Raw genomic sequence first — 21649 nt, 5'->3', positions numbered from 1 at the left:
TACGGCCGCCCCTGCGACGGGAGGGGCGGCCGGCACGATCCCGTCCACAAGAAAACTAAGGAGTAATCATGGGTATTTCGCTCTCGAAGGGTGGTAACGTCAGCCTGAGCAAGGAAGAGCCGGGCCTGAACGAGATCTCGATTGGCCTCGGCTGGGACGTTCGTGCGACCGATGGCGGCGAATTCGATCTGGACGCTTCGCTGTTCGCACTCGCCCTCGGCGACAAGGTCCGCGCTGCCAGCAAGTCGCCAAACGGCTTGACTGACGACATTTCGGACTTCTGCTTCTACGGCAACCTTCGCATCCTCAACGACGCGGTTATTCACAAGGGCGACAACCGCACCGGCGCAGGCGACGGTGACGACGAGACAATCGACGTCACGCTGAACAGCATTCCAGCCGACATCCAGAAGCTCGCGGTGGTGATCACGATCGCCAAGGCGCGCGAACTGGGCCTCAACTTCGGCATGGTTTCGAACGCGTTCGCACGCATCATCAACCGCAAAACCGGCCGCGAAATCGTGCGTTATGACCTGTCGGAAGACGCGGCAACCGAAACTGCGATCGTGATCGGTGAGGTCTATCGCCACAACGGCGAGTGGAAGTTCCGCGCCGTGTCGCAGGGATTCGCCGGCGGCCTCTACAAGGTATGCCACATGTACGGAATCAACGCCGACGACAACGGCTGATCCGTTAGTAAGGCCGTCGCCACAGGGCAGACGGCCTTACCTGCGCCCCGGTAATCATCGGCGGCGCGCAGAATATTCCACCCCCACGTACCTAGGAATAATAACATGGCAGTATCACTGAAAAAGGGCGGCAATGTCTCCCTGACCAAGACTGATCCCGGCCTCACCTCGCTCAAGGTCGGCCTCGGCTGGAATCCGCGGCGGACGGACGGTTCCAAGTTCGACCTGGACGCCTCGTTGTTCATGCTCAACGCGAGCGGCAAGGTGCGCAGCGAGGCGGACTTCATCTTCTACGGCAACGCGAAGTCGGCCGATGGCTCGGTAGTCTATGGCGGCGATAACCGCACGGGCGAGGGCGACGGCGACGACGAGACGATCACCATCGACCTGGCGAAGGTTCCGGCAGACATCACGAAGCTGGTGATCACCGTCACGATCGACGAGTGGGAAACGCGCAAGCAGAATTTCGGCATGGTCGATGGCGCCTATGCTCGCTGCCTCAACGACAAGTCGAACGAGGAACTGGCGCGGTTCGACCTTTCCGAGGATTCGGCTGGCGAGACGGCGATGATCTTCGTCGAGATCTACCGCGGCAGCGATGCCGGCGAGTGGAAAGTCAAGGCAATCGGACAGGGTTTTTCTGGTGGACTTGCCCGCATGGCCACCGATTATGGCGTGAACGTCGCCTGACCTTCCATCCTCGGAATCGTTGCCAATAAGCCGGCAGAAAAATCGCCGGGATGATGTGTTGAGGGGGTCTGATTGCTAGACTAAGGCACTCGGGCCTCCTCTCTCACCAAGGCGTGGCTGAGCTTCGTTACCATCACACGCGTCCACCGGTACCCCTTTGGTTTTTTTGATTTACGCTAGTCAGGGCGGTGTCGGTTCACTCGTTGAATAAGGTTCCCCGAATTGTTTACGATGATAGCGCTCGTCGCTGCATGGCAGGCTGCAGCGCCAGCGGATCCAGCTGAGACGCGGCGTATCGAGGTAATACGCGCCGAAACTGAAGAGGTCCTGCGCGAGTTGCGGAACGCCCCATTCGAGGTCGCGCGCAATTCCGGAGGCACGGTCTGGAAGATCAAGGTCTCAGATATCGACGCCTGGACGCCGGAGAACAGGCTTGTCTGGGTGACGATCGATACGAGCGAAAACCCCATTTACGAGAGCGGCGCGAGCAAGCAGCTGTGGCGAATGGATTGCACGACGAAAACCTGGTCTCTGGAGGTCTCCCAGCAGATCGCCCGGTCAGGTGAGTTGGGTAACCGATACACACCGCCCTCTCCGGCCAAGGCCAGCGATATCATCCCCGGTTCTCCGGTCGACAAGGTCCTGAGGGCCTTCTGTCCGCCCGAACTTGAGTGACCTGGAGCCGGCTCTGGTTTGACGAAGCGCCCGGGCAGATGGAGCGATCGGAGATCTCTCGCTCGCACCCCGAAGGCTTTCGCGAAGCCACCCGTTGAGCAGCACCGATCTGCGCCGCTGAAAGAACCATCCTCAATTCGGAAAGTATCGCATGCACATGATGAAGCCGGGCGAAAAGCGGCCCGTCGCTGACGTGACGACTAGCCGGGAGATACGCCTCTCCGTCAGTCACTCTCCCGCGGATGTCGATATCGCAGCCTTTGGGCTGAACGCTGACCGGAAGATCGGCGACGATCGGTACGTGGTGCTGTTCAGCAACGAACGGAGCCCTGAAGGTGCTCTAACGTTCTCCAAGGGGAGCAACTCGACTACGATCACGGTCAATCTTGATCGGCTACCCTCCGACATTCACAGGGTGTCCATCACTGCCACCCACGACCATCTCATGCTGCGGCAGGCGAGCGTCCTCAGCGTGGATGTCTCGGGCTCCATGACGATCGATGCCAAGCCACTGCTCGGTGACGAGAAAGCGGTCGTCCTGCTCGACCTCTATCGCCACGGCTCGGATTGGCGGATCGGTGCCGTCATCCAAGGCTTCAACGGCGGCTTGGCAGCTCTCGTCCAGCACTTCGGCGGCGATGTGGAGGACGATGCCGGCCCCTCGTCCTCCGGGACGGACGTTGCGCCTTCCTCCCCTCAGGCGCCGGTCACGCTGGGCAAAGTCGACCTGCGCAAGCAAAAGGTGGGCGTCTCGCTCAAGAAGCTTGGGATCGAGCACGAAAAGGCAGAAGTGACGTTTGTCATGGACGGCAGCGGATCGATGGCTGCCCTCTACGCCAATGGGACGGTCCAAGAAACGGTGGAGCGTTCGGCGCCGGTAGCGCTGCGGCTCGATGATGACGGCAGCATGGATACCTGGTTTTATGCCAGCTCGTGCGCACAGGTCGAGGCGCTCACCGATCACAATCTCGAAGGATTCGTCGAGCGAACGCTCCCCCGCCCAGGAGCCCGGATCGGCGCGAGCGAAACCGGTAAGAAGGGCTTCTTCGGAGGCGCTATCAAGAGCGGTGGCGCATCGATCGGCTATGGCAACAACGAGCCTGTTGTGATGCGGGCAATTCTCGAGAGCGAGCCGGAACACCGGCGGATTCCTCGTCTCGTGATATTTGTCACGGATGGCGGGATCGACCGGACTACGTCGAGCGTGATCAAGGACCTCCTGCGCGAGTCCTCGGCCAAGGGCATCTTCTGGCAGTTCGTTGGCGTGGGTAATGCGAATTACGGCGTGCTGCGCGAACTCGACACGGTCGACGGCCGCGTCATCGACAACGCCGGCTTTTTCAGCGTCGACGACCTGTCGAAGATCTCGGACGACGATCTTTACGATCGCATCTTGTCCGAATTCCCGGCCTGGCTGCGAGCCGCCCGGTCTGCGGGGATCCTACCATGACCCAGCAGCTCTCGCCGCAGGACGAAACCACGATGGAAGATGCTCCGCAAGGCCATGACGACAAGGGGCCGAGTATCTACGAAATCGTGGAGGTCGGCATTCTTGGGGTCGCGTTTGCCGTAATCTACGCTTTTGGGATCCTGCGCTTCTCACAGATGGTAGCAACGGAGTGGGGCCGCGCGCCAGCCGTCGTATTCGCCGTCTTCGCGGTGGTCATCGCAATCGCCTTTATCGATGCGATCAGCCGCATCCTGAACGTTCATCGCAAATCTGAGGACGACCATACAGCATGAGGATCTGGTTCAATCAGGGGCATACGCTGTATCAGACGCTGCGGGGCATGGAGGAGCGCGTCCCCGGGGTAACAATGCTCGTTAGTGCCAAGGCAGCCATGTCCCCCGCCGCGATGGCGGGCAGTGAGACGTGGAGTGAACCCACTGGCCTTGCCGGCGCCGACTACGCGGATTGGGCACTCGAAAAGGCGCTCGAAAAGCGTGTAGATATCTTCTTTCCACAAAAGGAAGTGGTTGCCATCGCGGAGGCGGCGGAACGGTTTGCCGCAGCCGGCATTCGCCTCGAGCTGCCGGGAGATCCAGCAACAATCCGCCTTCTGGACGACAAGGCTGCCATGGCCGAAGACCTCCAGGGAGATCCGGTCCTAGCACCGACCATCCGCGCATCTGGCGCAGAGGCGGTGGCAAAAGCGGTAGACACCATTCGAGCGCTGGGCGTCGACGCTTGCGTTAAGCCCGCACATGGCATCTTCGCTCGTGGCTACTGGCACCTCGTAGAAGACGACCTGCTCGACTGCCTGGACAATATCGGGAGCCGGCGCATGCCCCTGGCTACCTATCTCTCCGCGATCTCGCAGGCTGAGCGGAAAGGCTCGCCTGTCGATCTGATCGTCATGCAACATCTCCCGGGCCCGGAGGCTTCAGTCGATGCGCACGTGCGGGATGGCCGGCTCCTGCGAGCGGTCACTCGCGTGAAAATCAAAGGGGGCACCCAGAAGGTCGTCGGGGGCCACGAACTGGTCCGGGTCGCCGCCAGGCTCGCCTCCCGGTACCGCCTCAACGGCGTGGTGAACGTTCAGTTCAAGCCCACCTCAAACGGCGAGTGGAAGATCCTGGAAATCAATCCACGAATGGCCGGCGGCCTTTCCTATGGGATACCCGTCGGGGTTGATCTCGCGGCGGACTGGGTACGTTGCGCGATGGGGCAGAGCATCGATCCGGTAGAAGACGCGTTTGATCACGTCGTAAACTTCTATACGGAGGCTATCATCCGCGGGCACACTGCTTCTAAGCAGTGATCCCGGGGGTGACACCGCCCGCTTGAGGATGACAGCGTGAAAGAGATCTCGTGGCCGTTATGGACGATGGAGATGACGCCTTCGAGCGTCACCTCCGATAGCTACCCAATCGAAGTTGGTGTGGCATGTTGGACTGCCCCCACGTCAGCTATCATGCTGTGGTCATCGGCAATAAATCCGTACGGCGTAGCCGGCTGGGAAGAAACCGATCACGAATTTCTTGAACGGATCGGGTTTGATGAGTCACGTCTGCGGCAAGGCGTGCCACCTGTTGTTATTGCTCGCAATCTCAACGACATATTCATGAGCTCTACTGTCTACGGCAAGGGCGGGACTACCGATATACACCTGGCAAATCGGCTTAACTTTACAGCGCGGGTTTGGCCTACCTACGAGCTGAAGAGCTGGCGGGTGATTTGCGAACGCCGCCCGGCCAACGGCAGCTCAGCCTGGGAAATCATCCGGACGGCCAAAGGCGATGCAGCAGATCGGGCGCGCGGGACAATGATGGGGATCGCGCACCTGCTCGGCCAGGTTCCCTCGAGCCGGCGAGTGGCGACAATGGCGGTGGCGCTTCCGATCTGATCGTCTGCGCTCCCCGCGACCAACGAGGAACACCAACATGATCGAGAAGTCTGGAAGCCGCGTCGAACTGTCGACGTGGCCGACGACGCTTGTCCTCGAGGCGCCGGCGAGCGAAGGACAAGCGGCTGCACTCGTCAATCGGAAAACAGGTGCTGTCACCCCCCTCCGTCGATCAGGGAGTACGTGGTCAGCCGATCTAGCTGATATCGAGGACGAGCTCGATGTGGTTGTCTACCGCGCCGACGAACCTCCACAGGAGACTGGGCCAAATCTCTGGACGATCTCGATCGCAGGCCGCACATTCGCGATCCAGCGCTCCGACCGCAGCCATGCAGCTGTCATCCTCATGGTCCTCTATATCCGCCAAGGGCGACGCCTCGCTCGCATCGGCGGCGATGGTTACGCATTCGGCGTCGATGCCTATGCGCGCACCTTCAACCTGAATAGGAACGCCTTCGCACGGATCAGCCGGTCAGAGGCTGAGCCAGTCGCTCGACCTCCACAGGGCCAGCCGTCTCCGCACGGCCCGAGCTGCGGTTCGCTGGAAGGTCAAGGCAGCGGCGTCTGCGTTGGCCGTGGCCTGATCGTTACCAATCATCACGTGATCGAAGGCGTGGAGCGGCTGGTTGTCGCTCATGAGGGGAGACGATCGGACGCTCACGTCGTCATGACTGATCCCCAGCACGACATCGCCCTCGTGCGTCACGATCTTGCCGGCCTCACCGCTGTCGCCCATCGAGACCCGGCAGAGAGTCATCTCGGAGAGGAGATCCTCGCGGCCGGTTTTCCCCTGGCGCAGGTTCTCGGTGACGACCTAAAGCTGACGTATGGAGACGTCTCGGGTTTGCGAGGCGGCGGTGACGTCACTCGTGTTCAGTTCACCGCCCCGATCGCCAGCGGCTCGAGCGGCGGAGCCTTGCTCGACATGTCTGGAAGACTAGTGGGCGTGGTGTCGTCGGCCCTGAGGCATAACATTTTCGCGGACCGTGGAGCGGCCAGCGAGAACGTGAACTTCGCCGTCAAAGCCTCGCTGGTTCGTGAGATGCTCATAGCAGCGGGCTGCGTGGCTCCGGAGTACGCAAAGCCACAGCCACTCACCCGGGCAGTTCTAGCTCGCCTCGCGCGGCAATCCGTGGTGTCTGTCGATTGCTATAGGAGTTGACGATGCAGAGCCGATCCATCCATGCATCTGACGTTCCCGACGCCCTTGTCGAAATCGTCGTTGATGCGGTACGCCTCTGTCGCGCCGCTGATCCAACGACCACCGCCCCTATGATTGTAGCCTCGCTGCAGGAAATGCATCCCGCCGAGACACCAGCATCCATTCTGCGGTCTGCCGGATACGCAGCCATGTTGCTCGACCCACGGAGGGGCTGAATGGGTTTTCGTTTCAGTAAGCGATTGACAATCATGCCCGGTGTTCGCCTCAACCTTGGGCTCGGCGGGCCTTCTTTATCGGTGGGTCCACGAGGCGCTTCCGTAAGCATCGGCCGGAAGGGCGTCTTCGGCAATGTCGGCATTCCAGGTTCCGGCCTGAGCTACCGCACGCGACTAGATGGCGGGGGTACGCCGGGTCGAAGTGGAGCCAGCTTGCCGCCAACGCTCATGCTCGAAGTCCGCAACGGACGTGTCGAGTTCACCGACGGCAACGGGCGGGACATTCCGGACGAACTGAGATCTGCTGCCGTGCGCGAGAACCGAGTTGAGGCAGAGCGGATGCTAGAGGAACAGGCTGAAGCTCTGGCGCGAGCGGTCTCGGTCCTGACGAGCCTCCACCTTGACACCCCCTCCCCGGCGAGCGGTGAATCTCCCGCGACCTACGCGGTCCCCAAGCCTGTCCGATCCGACTTTGCCGACCAGGAAGGGTACATGGCCTCCCTGATGTCCTGGCGAGCAGCCAAGGCGAATTACGAGCGCTCTTCCGGTTTTAGCTTCGAACCGTCGCGGCTGGAGGCAGCCCTCTCAGCGCTAACTTGGCCACGTGAGACCGTAATCTCGTATGACCACAGCCCGGATGGCCGGATCGTCGCGCTCGATGTCGATCTGCCTGAGATAGAGGACATGCCGTCCCAAGAGGCATCGATCAACCGAAAGGCCCTGACTATTCGGCTGGTCGACCTGTCGTCGAAGCGGGTCGCGGACCTCTATTCGTCCCATGTCGCCTCCGTCGTGTTCCTGCTCGCCGGCACGGTTTTCGCGAGCTCTCCAGCCGCTGAGGTTCGCATCTCAGGCTATACCCAGAGGGCAGGTGGTACCGGCAGGGTCCAGGACGAGTACGTGGTTGCCGTCACGATCCCCCGCGAGGGGTGGTCGGCAATCGATTTCTCGGCTCTTGCGCTCGTTGATCCCGAAAACGCGCTGCAACGCTTTGGCATGAGGCTTGAGCGAACAGGTCGTGGCTCCTTGCGGACCGTAGCGCCCTGCCCGGCCATCTAGGAAGCGTGGGGCATAAACGAATTATGAACCTGCATACTCGCAGGGTGCTCCCACTTACCCCCGAGTAACCAAGGGGTTGCCCGAGAGAGAAGAGCCGATGAACAACTTCGACGTGCGTAGCCAAATGCTCCGCCTGGCTAAAGACACTCGTGGTAACGCCTTGATCCTGATGGCCGCCGGCCTGTTCCCTGTGTTGGCTGCGATCGGGAGCGGTGTAGACATAGCCCGGGCCCATATGGCTCGCACGAAGCTACAGCAGGCCGTCGACGCTGCTGCGCTGGCTGGGCGACGCGCCATGACCGGTGACGACATCGCGACCGCACAACCCGAAGTCGACGCGTACCTCGCCTTCAACTTCCCCGAAGGCCTCTACGGATCCACGAAGGTTATCGCGACCACGACGAAGCCCGATATGGGCGAGGTCAGGGTACAGGCTCGCACCTCTGTACCGACCACCGTCATGGCCATTTTCGGGTACAAGAAAATCGACATCTCGGTGAGCGGCGTTGCGGTCCAGACCTTCAAGAACGTCGACATCATGCTGGTGCTCGACACGACCGGCTCCATGCAGGATAGCATCAACGGCGTACGGAAGATCGAGGCGCTGAAGTCGGCGGTACGAGCATTGTATCAGCAGCTCCAGCCGGCCCAGGAGGCACTCAAGAAGAAGGGTCTGCGCATGCGCTTCGGGATCGTCCCGTACGCTGCAACCGTGAACGTCGGCAAACTGCTCTACGCCAAGAACCCGAACTACATCCGCACGACCAATGTGCCCTATTACCATTGGAAAGCCACCCGAAGCTGGTTCTCCACCTCCTGGAGCTTCGGCCAGCAGCGCTACAATCTGAGCAGCTACGTCGCGGGGGGCACCCTCGGCAACCTGAACGGGAACAGCGACAGCTCCGGAAACCGATGGGAAGGCTGCATCGAAGAGCGCAAGACCGATCCCGGGATTCTTGCCAACGACACTCGAGACGCGGCGCCGAACACAGCGCTCGATCTCGATATCGATCTCATTCCGGGCACGAGCGACGACACGAAGTACCCACCTTATATTTACGACCCATATGCCGGCGCGAACGTCGGCGGCAACGGCGTGAACTCGTACTGCCCCGCCCCTGCAACCGAACTTACTGAGATGAGAGCCTCGGACCTCGACACTCTCCTCTCCAGGCTTGTCGCACGAGGGTCTACCTATCACGACATCGGCATGATCTGGGGAACTCGCCTGATTTCGAACGAGGGAATATGGGGGGCAACCAACCCCGATACATTCAACCAGATCGGCGTTCAGCGCTACATCGTCTACATGACGGATGGTGCGATGTCCGCTCCTCGTGACCTATGCTATTACAGCAACTGCAGTTCATCCAATTACGACCACACCGCCGCTTATTCGTCCTATGGGATCGAGGCTTATGATCGCCGCGTTGGCGCGACTAGCGACAACGATAATAACCAGCGCCACACCAAACGCTTCCTCATGGCCTGTAACGCGGCCAAGGCGAAATCCATCTCCGTGTGGACGATCGCGTTCGGCACCGGTCGCGTCGCGTCGCTTGATCGATGCGCGAGTAGCGCCGACCAGTCGTCGACTGCGGCCAACTCCAACGATCTCATCTCTCGCTTCGCGACCATCGGAAAAAGCATCGGCTCTCTTCGGATAGCGAAATGAGGAACCAGCTGCAGCTCTCCACAAAAGGGAAAGCCATGCCATCTGTCTTCCTGTGTCGGCTGCGGCGCGATCGCCGCGGCCTGGCAGCCGTCGAGTTCGCCCTTCTGGCTCTCCCGCTCTTCCTGCTCATCATGGCGGGTATCGAGTTCGGCTTCATGATGTTCAGCAAAGCGCGCCTCAGCGGCACGCTCCAGCAGGCAGCTCGCATGGCAACCACTGGGGATGATGCCAACGGAGCTGACGGGGCCAAAATCGACGAGATGGTCAGATCGGAACTGCGGGTAACGACCCAGGCACGCGTTGATGTCGAGAAGTCATACTACGACAGCTTCGACCAGGTACGGGTCCCCGAAGAGAAGAACACCTCCAGCACCAACCCACCCTATTGCTGGACGGACGTCAACGCGAACCAGCGCTGGGACGTAGATCCGGGCCGAAGTGGTCTTGGCGGGCCGAATGACATTGTGAACTACAAGGTCACGTTGACATATCCTGTCCTCTTCCCGCTTCTCACCAAGACCCTCACGGGATCATCCGAGATCATCCTGAGGGGACAATCTGCAATGCAGAACGAGCCCTTCGGCGGTGGGAAAGACCAGGCACCGAAGCAGTGTTGCATCTCCGCGGCGATGGGCAATCCGGTAACGTGTAAGGACCTGTGATGGAGTCCGCCTCAGACCGAGTGGCAGGGTTGCTCTGTGACCTAGGCACGAAGACCCGGGGCGTATCCCTGATCGAGTTTGCTATCGGCCTTCCGGTATTTCTGGTTGCCATCCTTGGTGGCCTGGAAGTCGCCAACATGGCGATCACCCAACAGAAAGTGGCGGGGATCGCGAGCGAGGTCGCGGCGAACGCCGCCCGGGGGACAAACCAGATCGACGAAGCAGACATCAGCCAAGTCATGACCGGCGCCAGACTGGCAGCCGAGGGGACCCCGATCCTCAGCAAAGGAAGGGTGATCCTGTCCTCTGTTCGCCTGAACGCTGCGAAGAATGGCCAGTGGATCGAGTGGCAAAGATGCGAGGGTGAGGATCGCACCATCAGATCCGCTTACGGAGCGCAGGGCAAGGGGCGTACCGACACCTCGCTTCGCCAAGTGGGGCCGGCGCCAGGACTGAAAGCTGCTGACGGTGTCAATATCATGGTCGTGGAAGTGCAGACGAGATACCAGCCTTTGATAGGTAATGCGTTCTCGGTCATAACCGAAGGTAACGATCTGAGGGCGGTCTCTGCGCACGTGGTTCGAGATCGAAACACCTTCTCGATTAAGAATGATGGCGGCGTTAGCTCGGGCAAGATCAAGACCTGCTAAGCGGGTCCACGCCTGACAGTGCAAACCGTCCGTCGCCGCATCTCCAGTACAGCTCGGCCTCTATGCTCGCTGGAACCAACTAGGTTCTCGGCCGCCCTTCCCGCGCCCAGCGGCCCACACATATTCAGGAGTACGCACGGCATGCTGACAGAAATGAAGCAAGCAGATCGCGAGATCATGGCTAAAATGGTCGAAGACCTGTGCCGCTCACGGGGCGCCGGAGTCAGCCGGCGAGACCCAGACTTGTGCGATCCGCGCGAGATTGGCCTCGAGATATCCTTCGGTGACGCTCGTGTTTGCATCGATTTTGACGGCTCCAAGGGCGTCGGCGAGGATCGGGATGTATACTGCATGCCTTGGGTCACTCACGTGCAAAGTGGTGCGAGAATGACGGACGACTTCGGCGTTGCCGTAGGCGCCGGCGTAAATCCCCACCATCGATCGAAATGCACAGGCTTTGCGGCCGGGATCGACAAACTGCTGATCAGCCTCAGCCGAGCATTGGATTGCATCGCGGCTGGCTACGCATTTGAGCGCCCTATGGCAGTTGCAGCCTGAGGGCTGGTGCGAGCGCCCTACCTTTCGGAGGGCTAAGGCAGAACTCGGAACGCCTTGAGGCGGGCGGCGCGAAAGCGCGCCTGCACCTCCACGGGTTTCAGGATGGAACGGCGCCGGATTTGACATGCTCGTCTAGCGGCGGCTAGGTCGTATCCAGAAAGTACCGGAGAGGCCTTGAAGGCCGACCCCTCATGAGAAGGGGTGGCATCATCAACGGCAGATCGGAAAAGAATTTGATATCAGCAGTCCCGACAGGGAGAAGCTGGGTGTATCTCGTTCCCATAGCGGCCGGGATATTGACCGTTAGCGTCTCCGATCGGTTCATCCCGGCCAATCCGGTGAATGCCCGGCGAGACATCATGCTCATCCCCCCGCCATCGCCTGCTTCAGTGCCGTCGCCAGCACCAGCAGCAACAGTTCCCTCGCGACAGGAACGATCGCGGCGCAGCCTGCGAGAGGCGGTGAAAAAGCACCCGATCCCTGACCGCCGCTCTCGTGAACTCGATTGTCTGGCTAGGACCATCTATTTCGAGGCCCGGGGAGAGCCTCTTGAAGGTCAGCTTGCCGTCGCGCACACAGTTCTGAACCGGACGCGATCGGACAGCTTTCCCGACAGCATCTGCGCGGTAGTCCGCCAACCCTCACAATTCTCCTTCGTGCGTGGACGGGAGATCCCCGAAGTGGACGCGACGAGCAAAGCTTGGCGAACCGCTATCGCCGTAGCGCTCCTCGCCAAGAAGGGGTGGCCCAGCCGCGCGCGAAAAGCCCTGTACTTCCATGCGACCTATGTGTCCCCAGGATGGAACCGCCAAGCAGTTGCCCGGATCGGGGCTCATCACTTCTACTCGTAGGAACGAGAATGCGTTTCACCCCACTTATCGCACTTGCTCCGTTCCTGCTCGCGGCCTGTTCACAAGAAGCCATGGGCGGGAGTGAAACCCCTGAACAAATCGCTCCGGGCCAGGACTTGCGCCGCAACCCGTTCCACGCCGAAATGCTCTTGCCGTCGGACGTAGACGCCATTCGCTCTGAAACGATGATCGCGGAGCCGCCGGCGCCGGCCGATCCGGCCTATCCGCTCTCGTGTCGAGACGGGAAGCGGGTCTGCGCTGACATGGCGGACTGCGACGACGCTTATCATCACTTGCAGCACTGCGGAATGCGTCGCCTGGATCGCGATGGAGACGGCATCCCCTGTGAGAAACTCTGCGGAAAGCACTGACATCAGGAAGGAACCTTACGTGAATATCAACAGTCTGCTCGATCGCAATATCCAGGTTGAGGGGGACGATCTCCCCACCGTGCGTCAGATTATCGATCGCTACTTCATCGAGAAAACGGCCGGAAACGTCACTTTGGGCAAAATGGCCGCGGCTCAGTACATCGCGTATCTAACAGGCACGACGGAGACCTCTGAAGCTGACACTTCTGCTGGCAATCGCCAGAAGCCCTACCAAGCCAACGGCAGTCCGCACGCCGACAACATGCGAGCGACAGGAGAACCGTCGGCCAGCAGCAACTCCTCCATGAGCAGCGATGCAGAAGCGGTCCTTGCTTCGCTGGGAATTCCGGTCAGCACGGACGGCCGCATTGATCTGCTTGGCGCCTTTGCCGGAGCGCTCACCCCAGAGGGCGCCAAGACGCCGCTCGGCGCTGTTTTCGGAACTGTTGTTCGCGGCCTCGGAGACGCCAAAAAGCCGCGCACCTGAAAAGGCTTAGGAGAATTGCTATGACCTCGCCTCTCGACCTCTTGTATGAAGGGCGGGGTTTCTCCGGCACCGTCGATGTGCGCGGATGGGTCCCACACGCCGAGCCTGAAGACGTCGTTGCCCTCATGGCAATGCGAACCGGCCTGCGCTTCGTCGATGCCCCACCCGGGCTAAAAAAGGCTTACCTCGAGCTTGCAGGACTAGACTCGACGACCCATCCTGAAATACTGATCTTCCGCGATCAGGGCGCACTCCTCGAGCTACTCCGCCGCGACCACCCCCTCCTGTGGGAGCATGCCGCCGGCTGCACCCTCCGATGCGAAGTGACCCCTGATATGTTCGGTAACACCCTGTGATCAGCCTGCCCTCCCAGAGGCAACTTATCCTGCCATTGCTGGAAGCTCTTGAGGACGAAGGCGGGAGCGCGACGACCGGGATCTTGAAAGAGAGGATCGCAGACGGTCTTGGCCTCGACATTGAGGCCACGCAGCGCCGCGGCAAGATCGGCGGACAGGATCACAACCTGCTCGCACATCGCGTGCGGTGGGCCCAACAACACGCACGCATCGCTGGGCTAGTCGAAAGGGGCGAGAGGCGATGGAGTTTAAGCGACCGCGGTAGGGAACATCTGACAAAATCAGTCCCAGGCCGCCCGGTCACGGTGTTTTTCACCGAGCACGGCTGCGCAATCTGGGGGCTGGCAGAAGAAGCGGCTTCACTCATCGATGCTGGCAGTGTCCGCCTGCTCCTTTCCAGCCCGCCCTACCCCCTAAACACTCGCAAAAAGTACGGGAATGAGGCGGCTGAGGAGTATGTCGACTGGCTTTGCCGTATAATCGAGACCTTGATGCCCGCAATGGCCGGGGACGGGTCCCTGGTGATCAACCTTGGGGACGTATGGACCAAGAACTCACCAACGGTGTCGCTCTACCAAGAACGCACGGTGATAGCCCTCCACGACCGGCTGGGCCTCAACCTGTGTCAACGTTTCGTGTGGCATAACCCGTCGACGCTTCCTGTGCCCACTAATTACGTCGGCCGTGAGCGGATCAGAGTGAAAAACGCGTACGAAACCCTGTGGTGGCTCTCTCCATCCGAGCGTCCGTACGCAGACAACCGCTCGATCCTGGAACCTTACTCCCCTGCCATGCGAAAGCTCATCGACAAAGGTGGCGTTGGCAGGTCGATAAAGCCTTCCGGGCACGCGCATCGGGAAGGCTCCTTCTCCGTCGACAACGGTGGAGCGATCGCGCCGAACGTCATTCGTCTCCCGAATTCCGGCGACCAGGCTTATACGGCCGCCTGTCGTGAGGCAGGGCTAAGGCCTCACCCGGCAAGAATGCCGCGTGAACTCGCTTCGCGCATGATCCGCTTTTTAAGCCGTCCCGGTGAACTCGTCCTCGACCCGTTTGGCGGGTCCGGCACGACAGCGCTCGCAGCTGAAGAGCTCGGCCGTAAATGGATCACGACCGAGATGCACCGTGAATACATCGAAGGCGCGCGCTTCCGCTTTGCCGCGTGACTGCCATCGAACCGCGCAGCGAATACATCAAAAGGACGGAAAAAATGACGAAGAACCGCAGCATCACCATCGGCGCCGGCATCGGTTTGACCTTGGTAGCTGCTCTCTGGCTTGCCGTCTCCCCATACCTCACTCTTCATCGGATGCAGAGGGCTGTGGCAGCGAAGGACGCTCAGACCGTCACGAGCTATGTGGACTTTGACGCTCTGAGGGAGAACCTCAAGCAGCAGACCGCGCTCGAAATCGCTCGGAAAGTTGCTCGCGATGGCAAATCCCCCGAGGCTGCCAAGAATGCTGTCGCCGGCGTCAACGCGATGATCGATGCTTTCGTCCAGCCGACTTTGATCACGATGATGCTTTCCGACACGCGCAGCTCGAACAACCCCATTGGCGGCAAGATCGTCGGCGAGGACGTATCGGTCCGTCGCAGCGGCCTGACCCAGTTCGAGGTTTCCGGAAGCAAGGGCGGGGCTGTGGTGTTCCAGATGCGCGGCTTGGGCTGGAAGCTCGTGGGCATCCGGCCTGCTGCGGCACGCTAACGCTGCCCGCTAGAAGATAGGGACGGCAAATGAAACAGCCTCTGATCGTACCCATCGAGCGGCTTTGGCACGTTGGCGACATGCGTCCTGCATCGAAGGGCAGAAACTCGTACGAAGGGGCCGGCCTCTCGGTATCGCTACACCCCGCCGCCTGGCGGACGATCGCGCGAGGGCAAGTCGGTGGGGCGACCTGGCGGATGGACCGCCGCGGAGCCCTGTTCCTCGACGCTGTGGGTCTCAATGCGGCAGATCGAGCCGACGTCCTGGCCTGGGGAGTGGGGCACGGGTATTGCGCCGCTGTACCTCTTTGGAGGTGGACGTACCGAGACGACGAACTAGACGTGGAGATGCACCAGACCTTCTTAAGTCGCGAGGCCGCGCTCAGCGAAGCCGACGGCGACGAAGAAGACAATTGCGTCACGTTGGTCCAGGGACACGTCTCCACCAAGGCCCTGGACGTGGTTGCGCTTCAGGATCGCCCATCCGCCGGAACCGCCGAGGTTCTTGATCTGCTGTTGCCGATCTACGCCGATGAGGTGCTGCGCCTGGATGGCGTTTGGTGGAACGAACGCCTCGATCCTTCGTGGTACTCTGCACCTCGAGGCGTGATCCCCTCACACAGCGTCGGGACTTGGAAGATCACTCGCTGCGCCTGCGATCCCGATGCTGACGCCGATTATTGACCAGATAACTCACTGATCCGGTCCTCCAACCGTGGAAGGGATGAAGCATGGACCAGTTCAGCTTCTTTGACCTTGATGATACCCCAGAACGCGTCCTCGATGTGATCGACATCAAGGACGTGAATGCTCCTCGGATTTCTGTTGTAGAAGGCAGAGCTACACCCGACCTGGATACCTACGACGACGTCATCGTGGCATTCTCCGGCGGCAAGGACAGTGTCGCTTGTGTCCTGGACTTGCTCGACCGTGGTGTCCCGCGCGATCGCATTGAACTCTGGCATCACGACATCGACGGCCACGGTGAGGCCGCCTTTTTCGATTGGCCGGTGACACCTGCTTACTGCGACGCCTTCGCGGCCGCGTTCGGCCTGAAGATTTACCACTCCTGGCGCGTAGGCGGCTTGAAGCGCGAACTTCTCAAGGAGAACGATCGGCTCGCGCCTGCAGCATTCGAAACCCCCAACGGGATCGGAACGGCCGGAGGAACAAACGGGAAGATCTCCACGCGCCTTCGCTGGCCGGCACTTGGTGCGGACCTGATGACCAGGTGGTGCTCCTCCGTCGGCAAGATCGATGTCTTCGCTGCGGCGATCGCCGGACAGCCCCGACTGAAGGGGCGGCGCATCCTGGTGGTGACAGGCGAGCGCGCGCAGGAGTCCCCGTCACGTTCGAAGTACGCGACGTTCGAAACTCATCGCAATCACGCTCCAGGTCCAATCGCTCGGCGAACGGTACATCATTGGCGCCCCATTCACGGGTGGACCGAGGAGCAGGTGTGGGACATCATCGCTCGACACCGGGTCAATCCCCATCCGTGCTACCATCTTGGATGGTCACGGGCGAGTTGCCAGTTCTGCATCTTCTCGGGGAAGTCCCACCTCGCCACCCTACGCCAAATGGTCCCTGATCGGTTCGAAGAATTCGCCGAGCTCGAACGTCGCTTCGGCCACACCATCCGCCGGGGTGTGACGATTGAGCAGACCGCGGATGATGGTACTGCGTTCGACCTAGATCCCGGCATGGTCGAGGTCGCCCTTTCGACTGACTACAATGAACCGATCGTGCTCAACGAATGGACGCTACCCAAAGGCGCCTTCGGAGAAAACGCGGGTCCGATCTAAGCTGGACATGATCAAGGAATAAAGATGAAAGAAGCGATGATGCGGATCGTGACCGCAAATGACGAGTCCGAGGTCGCGGTTGTCGTCAGCCCTCACGACAAGGCTTCCGCACTCGAAGCCTTGGCGAAAGAAGACGGCTACTCCTCTTTCGCGGCTTACTGCACGGACCGGGGCTGGTCGTTGCAGAAGGGCCTGGACATGTTCAAAGCGACGCCGGTCTATGAGGAGGTCGACGTACCGCTCCTGAGCGGCAATCTGCATCTCAGCATCCACAGCCACCACGAAGACTGGCCACTCCAGCGGCTGAGCGACTTCGGCGCCCGCGCGAACCCGAAGCGAGGCTTCCTCATTGTCTCGAAGGTTCTAGGGCGGCACATCCCCGCCTGCCCGTCGGACTTTCGGCAGGCGATGAACGATCTGTCCGACATGCTCCCCAGTCAGCTTCCCGGGCCCGTTCTGATTGTCGGCATGGCCGAGACGGCTACTGCCTTGGGGCAGGGAGTGCATGCAGGCTACGTGGGCGGCACGGGCCGCGATGACGTCTATTATGTCCAGTCGACCCGCCAGGTTGACTGGAACACGCCCCTCCTCGCGTTCGAAGAGGCGCACAGTCACGCAACTTCGCATCTCATTCTGCAGCCGCGGACTGCAGAAATGCGTGAGGTGTATCGCACCGCGCGCACCCTCATCATTGTCGATGACGAATGCTCAACCGGAAACACCTTTCTGGAATCGGCAACTGCCCTCCTCAAGGTTATGCCGGCCGTGCAACGCATCGAGACCGCTGTCCTCACAGACTGGAGCGGAGGCGAGTACCTCGACCGTATGCCTCGTCCCGCGACGCGACACTATCTCCTGGCTGGCAAGCTTACCTGGACGCCTGACCCTGAAGCCGTAGCTCGAGCAGCACTCGCCGCTTCAAGCAATGGCCACGGCAAAGCCCCAAAGTCGGGAACACCCGCCCGTTACGGCATCCGCGACCCTCACGAGGGTGTGCCACCGCAACGCGAGCTTCTCTATGATCTCACTGGCCGACGGGTGTTGGTGCTGGGAGAATGCGAATTTACGTATCCCGCGCTCCTGCTCGCCGAGAAGCTTGCCGACGCAGGCAACGACGTGCGAATCCAGGCCATCACCAGAAGCCCCGTCATGGAGGGCGGCGCCATCGGTGACACGGCGCATTTTGATGATCCGTATGGCTCGGGCGCTCCATGCTTTCTCTACAACGCGCTGACACCAACATACGATGACGTAGTCGTAGTAAGTGAAGTCGGCAGGACCACTAGCGACGTAAAGGTTCTCTCGAACCTGCGCGATCGCACAACTCGAGTGTTCGGCGTGGTCTACCAGTGGGACCTAGATCCTGCGATCGACGCGGTGAACCAGCTGATGAACGGAAAACAATGAACAAGATTACTGCGCCGCTCGTTCTGACAGACCTCGATGATACGCTCTTCCAGACCCTGAGGAAGATCCCGGAGGGCATCGACCGAGAAACACTGACGCCGGCTTCCTGGCTCAAGGACGGCTCAGTCTCCGGTTACATGACGCAGCTTCAATCGCTGTTCCACGGCTGGCTCGCGGCTGGCGAGGTCGTTCCCGTCACCGCCCGAACGAAGGCTGTGTTGGACCGCACCTTTCTGAAAGGGTGTGGGCGGGCTATTTGCTCGCATGGTGGCCTGATCCTCGACAAAGAGGGCTCTCCGGAGCGAGCCTGGACCGAACATCTCTCGTCGCTGGACACCGCTTCACCGGTTCCCGTGTCAGAAGCCTATCGCATGTTGGAAGAGCGCCTCGCAGAACACGGCGACCTTTTCCGCTACTGGATGGTTTCCGAGGAGGGCGTGAACCTCTACGTCTCGGTCAAACAGAACTATGCGGTTGATGGTCATCCCAGCAACCGGTTGCACGAGGTCGCTGCAGAGCTCGCGCGGCTTCTGCCTGGCGACTGGAAGCTTCATCGAAACGGTAACAACGCTGCCTTCATGCCGTCATGGCTCGGGAAGCGGCAGGCGGTAGAACATCTGCTCGCCGGCGTCCGGCACGATGACCCGCTGCGTCCGGTTATCGGCTTCGGAGACAGCACCTCTGACCTGCCTTTCATGGGGCTATGCGATTATCTGATGACGCCCTCCCGAGGCCAGATCGCGGCAATTCTGGGGGCCGCTTCAGCCGATCACTTCTGATCGAGAGCACCAACGGTCCCCCAATGCGCCCCGGGTGACGCGCTCTAAGCGCACCCCTCAACCGAAACGGGAATCCGCGAGCCCCCCGCCGGCTCGCGACGAGGGCATGCCTGTTCAAGCAAGGAGGGCGAGCCTGAAGGCGCACGGCCGTCGCGCCTTTGCGCCTCTTTCGGCAAACGCCATCCCATCCTACAACCCATATTCTCCACAAGGCAGACAGATGACAGCACCGAACGACCCTTCCCCCGTGTTTTCGGGCTCCTACTCGCCGGAGGATGTCACCTTCCTACTCAAGCCGCTGGCCGTCGATTACACAGACGTCGAGGAGAAGGAGCGTCTTATCCAGTCGGGTGAGCGCCACTACTCGGAGATGATCTCCATCGAGCAGGCTCCTGACTCGCGTTACCTCGATCTTTATGAGCGCGCGATGGACCAGAACGGCATCCGTCTGGCGCGGGATCTCGTCTCGCTTGCCAAGGCAATCGCCCGGACCGTTGTGCCACAACCCGGCTCCGCTGGTATCGCCGTCGTCTCCCTCGCACGCGCTGGCACTCCCATAGGCGCGCTGATCCATCGTCATCTAAAGCTGACCGGCTACGCATCGCGACATTATTCCATCAGCATCATTCGGGATCGTGGCGTCGACCTGAATGCTCTCGCTCGCATCTTGCGCGATCATGCGCCCTCAGACATCGTTTTCGTCGATGGCTGGACGGGGAAAGGGGCGATCACTCGTGAACTGCATAGCGAGCGCGGCCCAATGATGCTGGGCGTCCGCCCGACGCTGGCGGTCGTCGCTGATCCGGCCGGCTGTGCGGATCTGGCAGCCAGCGGCGATGACTATGTCATTCCATCAGGTATCCTCAACGGGATTGTATCTGGGCTGATCAGTCGGTCTGTGCTCAATGAGCAGATTGGACCCGACGACTTCCACGGGACAGTCTATCTCGAACATCTTGCCGACGAGGATGTGTCTCAGAACTTCCTCGACCGGATCTGGAATCTCATGCTCCTTCACCCCGGGGCTGCGTCGAACTGGCTGGAGTATGACCGGGTTCCTCGTAGGGAAGCCTGCATCCGCATGCTCGAGGCAATTCGAGCAGATTCAGGCGTCAGCAATGAGAACAACATCAAGCCCGGGATCGCCGAGGCAACGCGTGCTGTACTGCGCCGTGTGCCAGACAAGCTGTATTTGAGCGATCCTGATGATGTCGCGGTGGAGCACCTCGTGCACCTGGCGCGTCAAAAGGGCATCGCCATCGATCGCATGCCGGTCGAAACCCATTATCGAGCAGCGACCGTCATCCGGTCTGCTTCCGCTGAATGAAGGAGATCGCGATGACGGGAGCACGATCGACAGTTTCTGCTCTGCAACTCGGAGCCACGCTCTACATGCCGGCGTTGCGCGAGGACGCTATCGACTTCATCTCAGGGGCGCGGATCCCTGAATTGAAGTCCGTCGTCCTCTGCCTGGAGGACGCCATCCGGGATGACCAGGTCGAGCAGGCAATCCATCAGCTCGGTCGTACGCTTAATGCGATGTCACTGCATCGCAACAGCTCCGTCCTGACCTTCATACGGCCGCGTAACCCCGAAATGCTCGCGCGCCTCATGCGGATGCGGAGCATCGATTGGGTCGATGGCTTCGTCCTTCCGAAAATCACCGCTTCGACACTGGATCGCTGGACGGAGAGCCTGAACAGCACGAACCATCTGATCATGCCTACGGTCGAGACCGAAGAGGCTTTCGATCCGGCTGAGATGAAGCGCCTTCGAGACAAGCTCCAGACAATGCGCGATCGCGTTCTCGCGATACGGATCGGCGGCAACGACCTGCTTTCTTGCCTGGGGGCTCGCCGGTCCAGGAGCCGCACGCTTTATGAAGGACCGCTGGGGCCTGTGATCGCATCTCTGGTTGGCACCTTCATCCCGTACGGTTTCTCCATGAGTTCGCCGGTGCTTGAGATGTTCGCCAACCTGGAACTGCTTCGCGAGGAGCTTGACCGCGATCTCGAGCACGGACTGATCGCCAAGACGGCGATCCATCCCAGTCAGATCGAGACGATTCACGCCGCCTACCGGGTCTCGCCGGAAGATCTCGAGGACGCGCGGCGTATTCTCGCCGCCGACGCCGCCGCGGTCTTCAAGTCGCATGGGGCAATGTGCGAACCGCAGACACACCGAACGTGGGCTACGCACATCATCGAGCGAGCCGAGCACTACGGCGTTACCGAGGCCGCCCTGCGCGCGGTCGCATAATGGAATAGAAGGCACATGCGGGAAGAAAAAGACATGGCGCCCCCCTCAGAGGCTCTGCGCCTGCTGACCGTCGAGGTCGACAGTCTCGTTCAGGCGATCGGAGAGGCTGCGGCATCTAGCGCAACGTCTTACGTGGAAGCTCTCGCCGCCCGCGGATACGTTCCCGTGCCTATCCCCTGGGAAGATGGGCCTGTGGCCCGAGGGGGCAAGACTGATCTCCTCATCCTCGGCCGGAACGAGACAGCGGT

At 60.7% G+C, this 21649-nt stretch carries 25 protein-coding genes; all 25 read left to right on the top strand.

Annotated features, from left to right (window positions below; translation table 11 throughout):
* Positions 1-68: 68 nt before the first annotated feature.
* The 25 genes from QP045_RS01025 to QP045_RS00905 all read left to right on the top strand — a co-directional run bounded on the left by QP045_RS01025 (position 69) and on the right by QP045_RS00905 (position 21401).
* Positions 69-689: a TerD family protein gene (locus tag QP045_RS01025; RefSeq protein ID WP_422513092.1), complete on the top strand. Its 621-nt coding sequence runs from the start codon at positions 69-71 to the stop codon at positions 687-689.
* 105 nt (positions 690-794) lie between these two features.
* A complete protein-coding gene (locus QP045_RS01020; RefSeq protein ID WP_422513091.1) occupies positions 795-1379 on the top strand; it encodes a TerD family protein in 585 nt (194 codons plus the stop codon).
* Between the two features lie 231 nt (positions 1380-1610).
* Positions 1611-2054 carry a hypothetical protein gene (locus tag QP045_RS01015; RefSeq protein WP_422513090.1) on the top strand — a complete coding sequence of 148 codons (444 nt, stop codon included), beginning with the start codon at positions 1611-1613 and terminating at the stop codon, positions 2052-2054.
* Between the two features lie 157 nt (positions 2055-2211).
* A complete protein-coding gene (locus QP045_RS01010; RefSeq protein WP_422513089.1) occupies positions 2212-3504 on the top strand; it encodes a VWA domain-containing protein in 1293 nt (430 codons plus the stop codon).
* A complete protein-coding gene (locus QP045_RS01005; protein ID WP_422513088.1) occupies positions 3501-3797 on the top strand; it encodes a hypothetical protein in 297 nt (98 codons plus the stop codon). Before QP045_RS01010 ends, QP045_RS01005 begins: the two co-directional genes overlap by 4 nt.
* Positions 3794-4816, top strand: a complete 1023-nt coding sequence (locus tag QP045_RS01000) for an ATP-grasp domain-containing protein (RefSeq protein WP_422513087.1) — start codon at positions 3794-3796, stop codon at positions 4814-4816. Before QP045_RS01005 ends, QP045_RS01000 begins: the two co-directional genes overlap by 4 nt.
* 36 nt (positions 4817-4852) lie before the next feature.
* Positions 4853-5401, top strand: coding sequence for a hypothetical protein (locus QP045_RS00995; RefSeq protein ID WP_422513086.1), 549 nt, complete (start codon positions 4853-4855; stop codon positions 5399-5401).
* Positions 5402-5438: 37 nt separating this feature from the next.
* Complete coding sequence (locus tag QP045_RS00990) at positions 5439-6563, top strand: S1C family serine protease (RefSeq protein WP_422513085.1); 1125 nt, start codon at positions 5439-5441, stop codon at positions 6561-6563.
* A gap of 215 nt (positions 6564-6778) precedes the next feature.
* Positions 6779-7837, top strand: a complete 1059-nt coding sequence (locus QP045_RS00985) for a DUF4236 domain-containing protein (protein WP_422513084.1) — start codon at positions 6779-6781, stop codon at positions 7835-7837.
* A 97-nt stretch (positions 7838-7934) separates the two neighbouring features.
* The gene (locus tag QP045_RS00980) at positions 7935-9512 is read left to right on the top strand and encodes a pilus assembly protein TadG-related protein (protein WP_422513083.1); all 1578 of its coding nucleotides are present in this window, start codon (positions 7935-7937) and stop codon (positions 9510-9512) included.
* A complete protein-coding gene (locus QP045_RS00975; protein WP_422513082.1) occupies positions 9509-10174 on the top strand; it encodes a TadE/TadG family type IV pilus assembly protein in 666 nt (221 codons plus the stop codon). The genes QP045_RS00980 and QP045_RS00975 overlap by 4 nt, the downstream gene beginning before the upstream one ends.
* A complete protein-coding gene (locus QP045_RS00970) occupies positions 10174-10824 on the top strand; it encodes a TadE/TadG family type IV pilus assembly protein (protein WP_422513081.1) in 651 nt (216 codons plus the stop codon). The genes QP045_RS00975 and QP045_RS00970 overlap by 1 nt, the downstream gene beginning before the upstream one ends.
* Before the next feature lie 141 nt (positions 10825-10965).
* Positions 10966-11382, top strand: coding sequence for a hypothetical protein (locus QP045_RS00965; RefSeq protein ID WP_422513080.1), 417 nt, complete (start codon positions 10966-10968; stop codon positions 11380-11382).
* A 191-nt stretch (positions 11383-11573) separates the two neighbouring features.
* Positions 11574-12233 (top strand): cell wall hydrolase, encoded by a 660-nt coding sequence (locus QP045_RS00960; protein WP_422513079.1) that lies wholly within the window; start codon positions 11574-11576, stop codon positions 12231-12233.
* A gap of 8 nt (positions 12234-12241) precedes the next feature.
* Complete coding sequence (locus QP045_RS00955; RefSeq protein WP_422513078.1) at positions 12242-12604, top strand: excalibur calcium-binding domain-containing protein; 363 nt, start codon at positions 12242-12244, stop codon at positions 12602-12604.
* A 19-nt stretch (positions 12605-12623) separates the two neighbouring features.
* On the top strand, positions 12624-13091 hold the full coding sequence (locus QP045_RS00950; RefSeq protein WP_422513077.1) for a hypothetical protein: 468 nt from the start codon (positions 12624-12626) through the stop codon (positions 13089-13091).
* A gap of 20 nt (positions 13092-13111) precedes the next feature.
* Positions 13112-13447, top strand: coding sequence for a hypothetical protein (locus tag QP045_RS00945; protein WP_422513076.1), 336 nt, complete (start codon positions 13112-13114; stop codon positions 13445-13447).
* Positions 13444-14613: a DNA methyltransferase gene (locus QP045_RS00940; RefSeq protein WP_422513075.1), complete on the top strand. Its 1170-nt coding sequence runs from the start codon at positions 13444-13446 to the stop codon at positions 14611-14613. Before QP045_RS00945 ends, QP045_RS00940 begins: the two co-directional genes overlap by 4 nt.
* The gene (locus tag QP045_RS00935) at positions 14610-15152 is read left to right on the top strand and encodes a DUF2939 domain-containing protein (RefSeq protein WP_422513074.1); all 543 of its coding nucleotides are present in this window, start codon (positions 14610-14612) and stop codon (positions 15150-15152) included. Before QP045_RS00940 ends, QP045_RS00935 begins: the two co-directional genes overlap by 4 nt.
* Before the next feature lie 347 nt (positions 15153-15499).
* A complete protein-coding gene (locus QP045_RS00930; protein ID WP_422513073.1) occupies positions 15500-15835 on the top strand; it encodes a hypothetical protein in 336 nt (111 codons plus the stop codon).
* Positions 15836-15882: 47 nt separating this feature from the next.
* Positions 15883-16956, top strand: a complete 1074-nt coding sequence (locus QP045_RS00925) for a phosphoadenosine phosphosulfate reductase family protein (RefSeq protein WP_422513072.1) — start codon at positions 15883-15885, stop codon at positions 16954-16956.
* 24 nt (positions 16957-16980) lie between these two features.
* The gene (locus tag QP045_RS00920) at positions 16981-18363 is read left to right on the top strand and encodes a phosphoribosyltransferase domain-containing protein (protein ID WP_422513071.1); all 1383 of its coding nucleotides are present in this window, start codon (positions 16981-16983) and stop codon (positions 18361-18363) included.
* Positions 18360-19142: a sucrose-6-phosphate hydrolase gene (locus QP045_RS00915; protein ID WP_422513070.1), complete on the top strand. Its 783-nt coding sequence runs from the start codon at positions 18360-18362 to the stop codon at positions 19140-19142. Before QP045_RS00920 ends, QP045_RS00915 begins: the two co-directional genes overlap by 4 nt.
* A gap of 220 nt (positions 19143-19362) precedes the next feature.
* On the top strand, positions 19363-20469 hold the full coding sequence (locus tag QP045_RS00910; RefSeq protein WP_422513069.1) for a cysteine protease StiP domain-containing protein: 1107 nt from the start codon (positions 19363-19365) through the stop codon (positions 20467-20469).
* Positions 20466-21401, top strand: coding sequence for an HpcH/HpaI aldolase/citrate lyase family protein (locus QP045_RS00905; protein WP_422513068.1), 936 nt, complete (start codon positions 20466-20468; stop codon positions 21399-21401). The genes QP045_RS00910 and QP045_RS00905 overlap by 4 nt, the downstream gene beginning before the upstream one ends.
* Positions 21402-21649: the final 248 nt, after the last annotated feature.

It is taken from the genome of Sphingomonas sp. 3-13AW (assembly GCF_049311085.1).
Classification (GTDB): Bacteria; Pseudomonadota; Alphaproteobacteria; order Sphingomonadales; family Sphingomonadaceae; genus Sphingomonas.
This window is presented reverse-complemented; position numbering and strand designations above follow the sequence as displayed.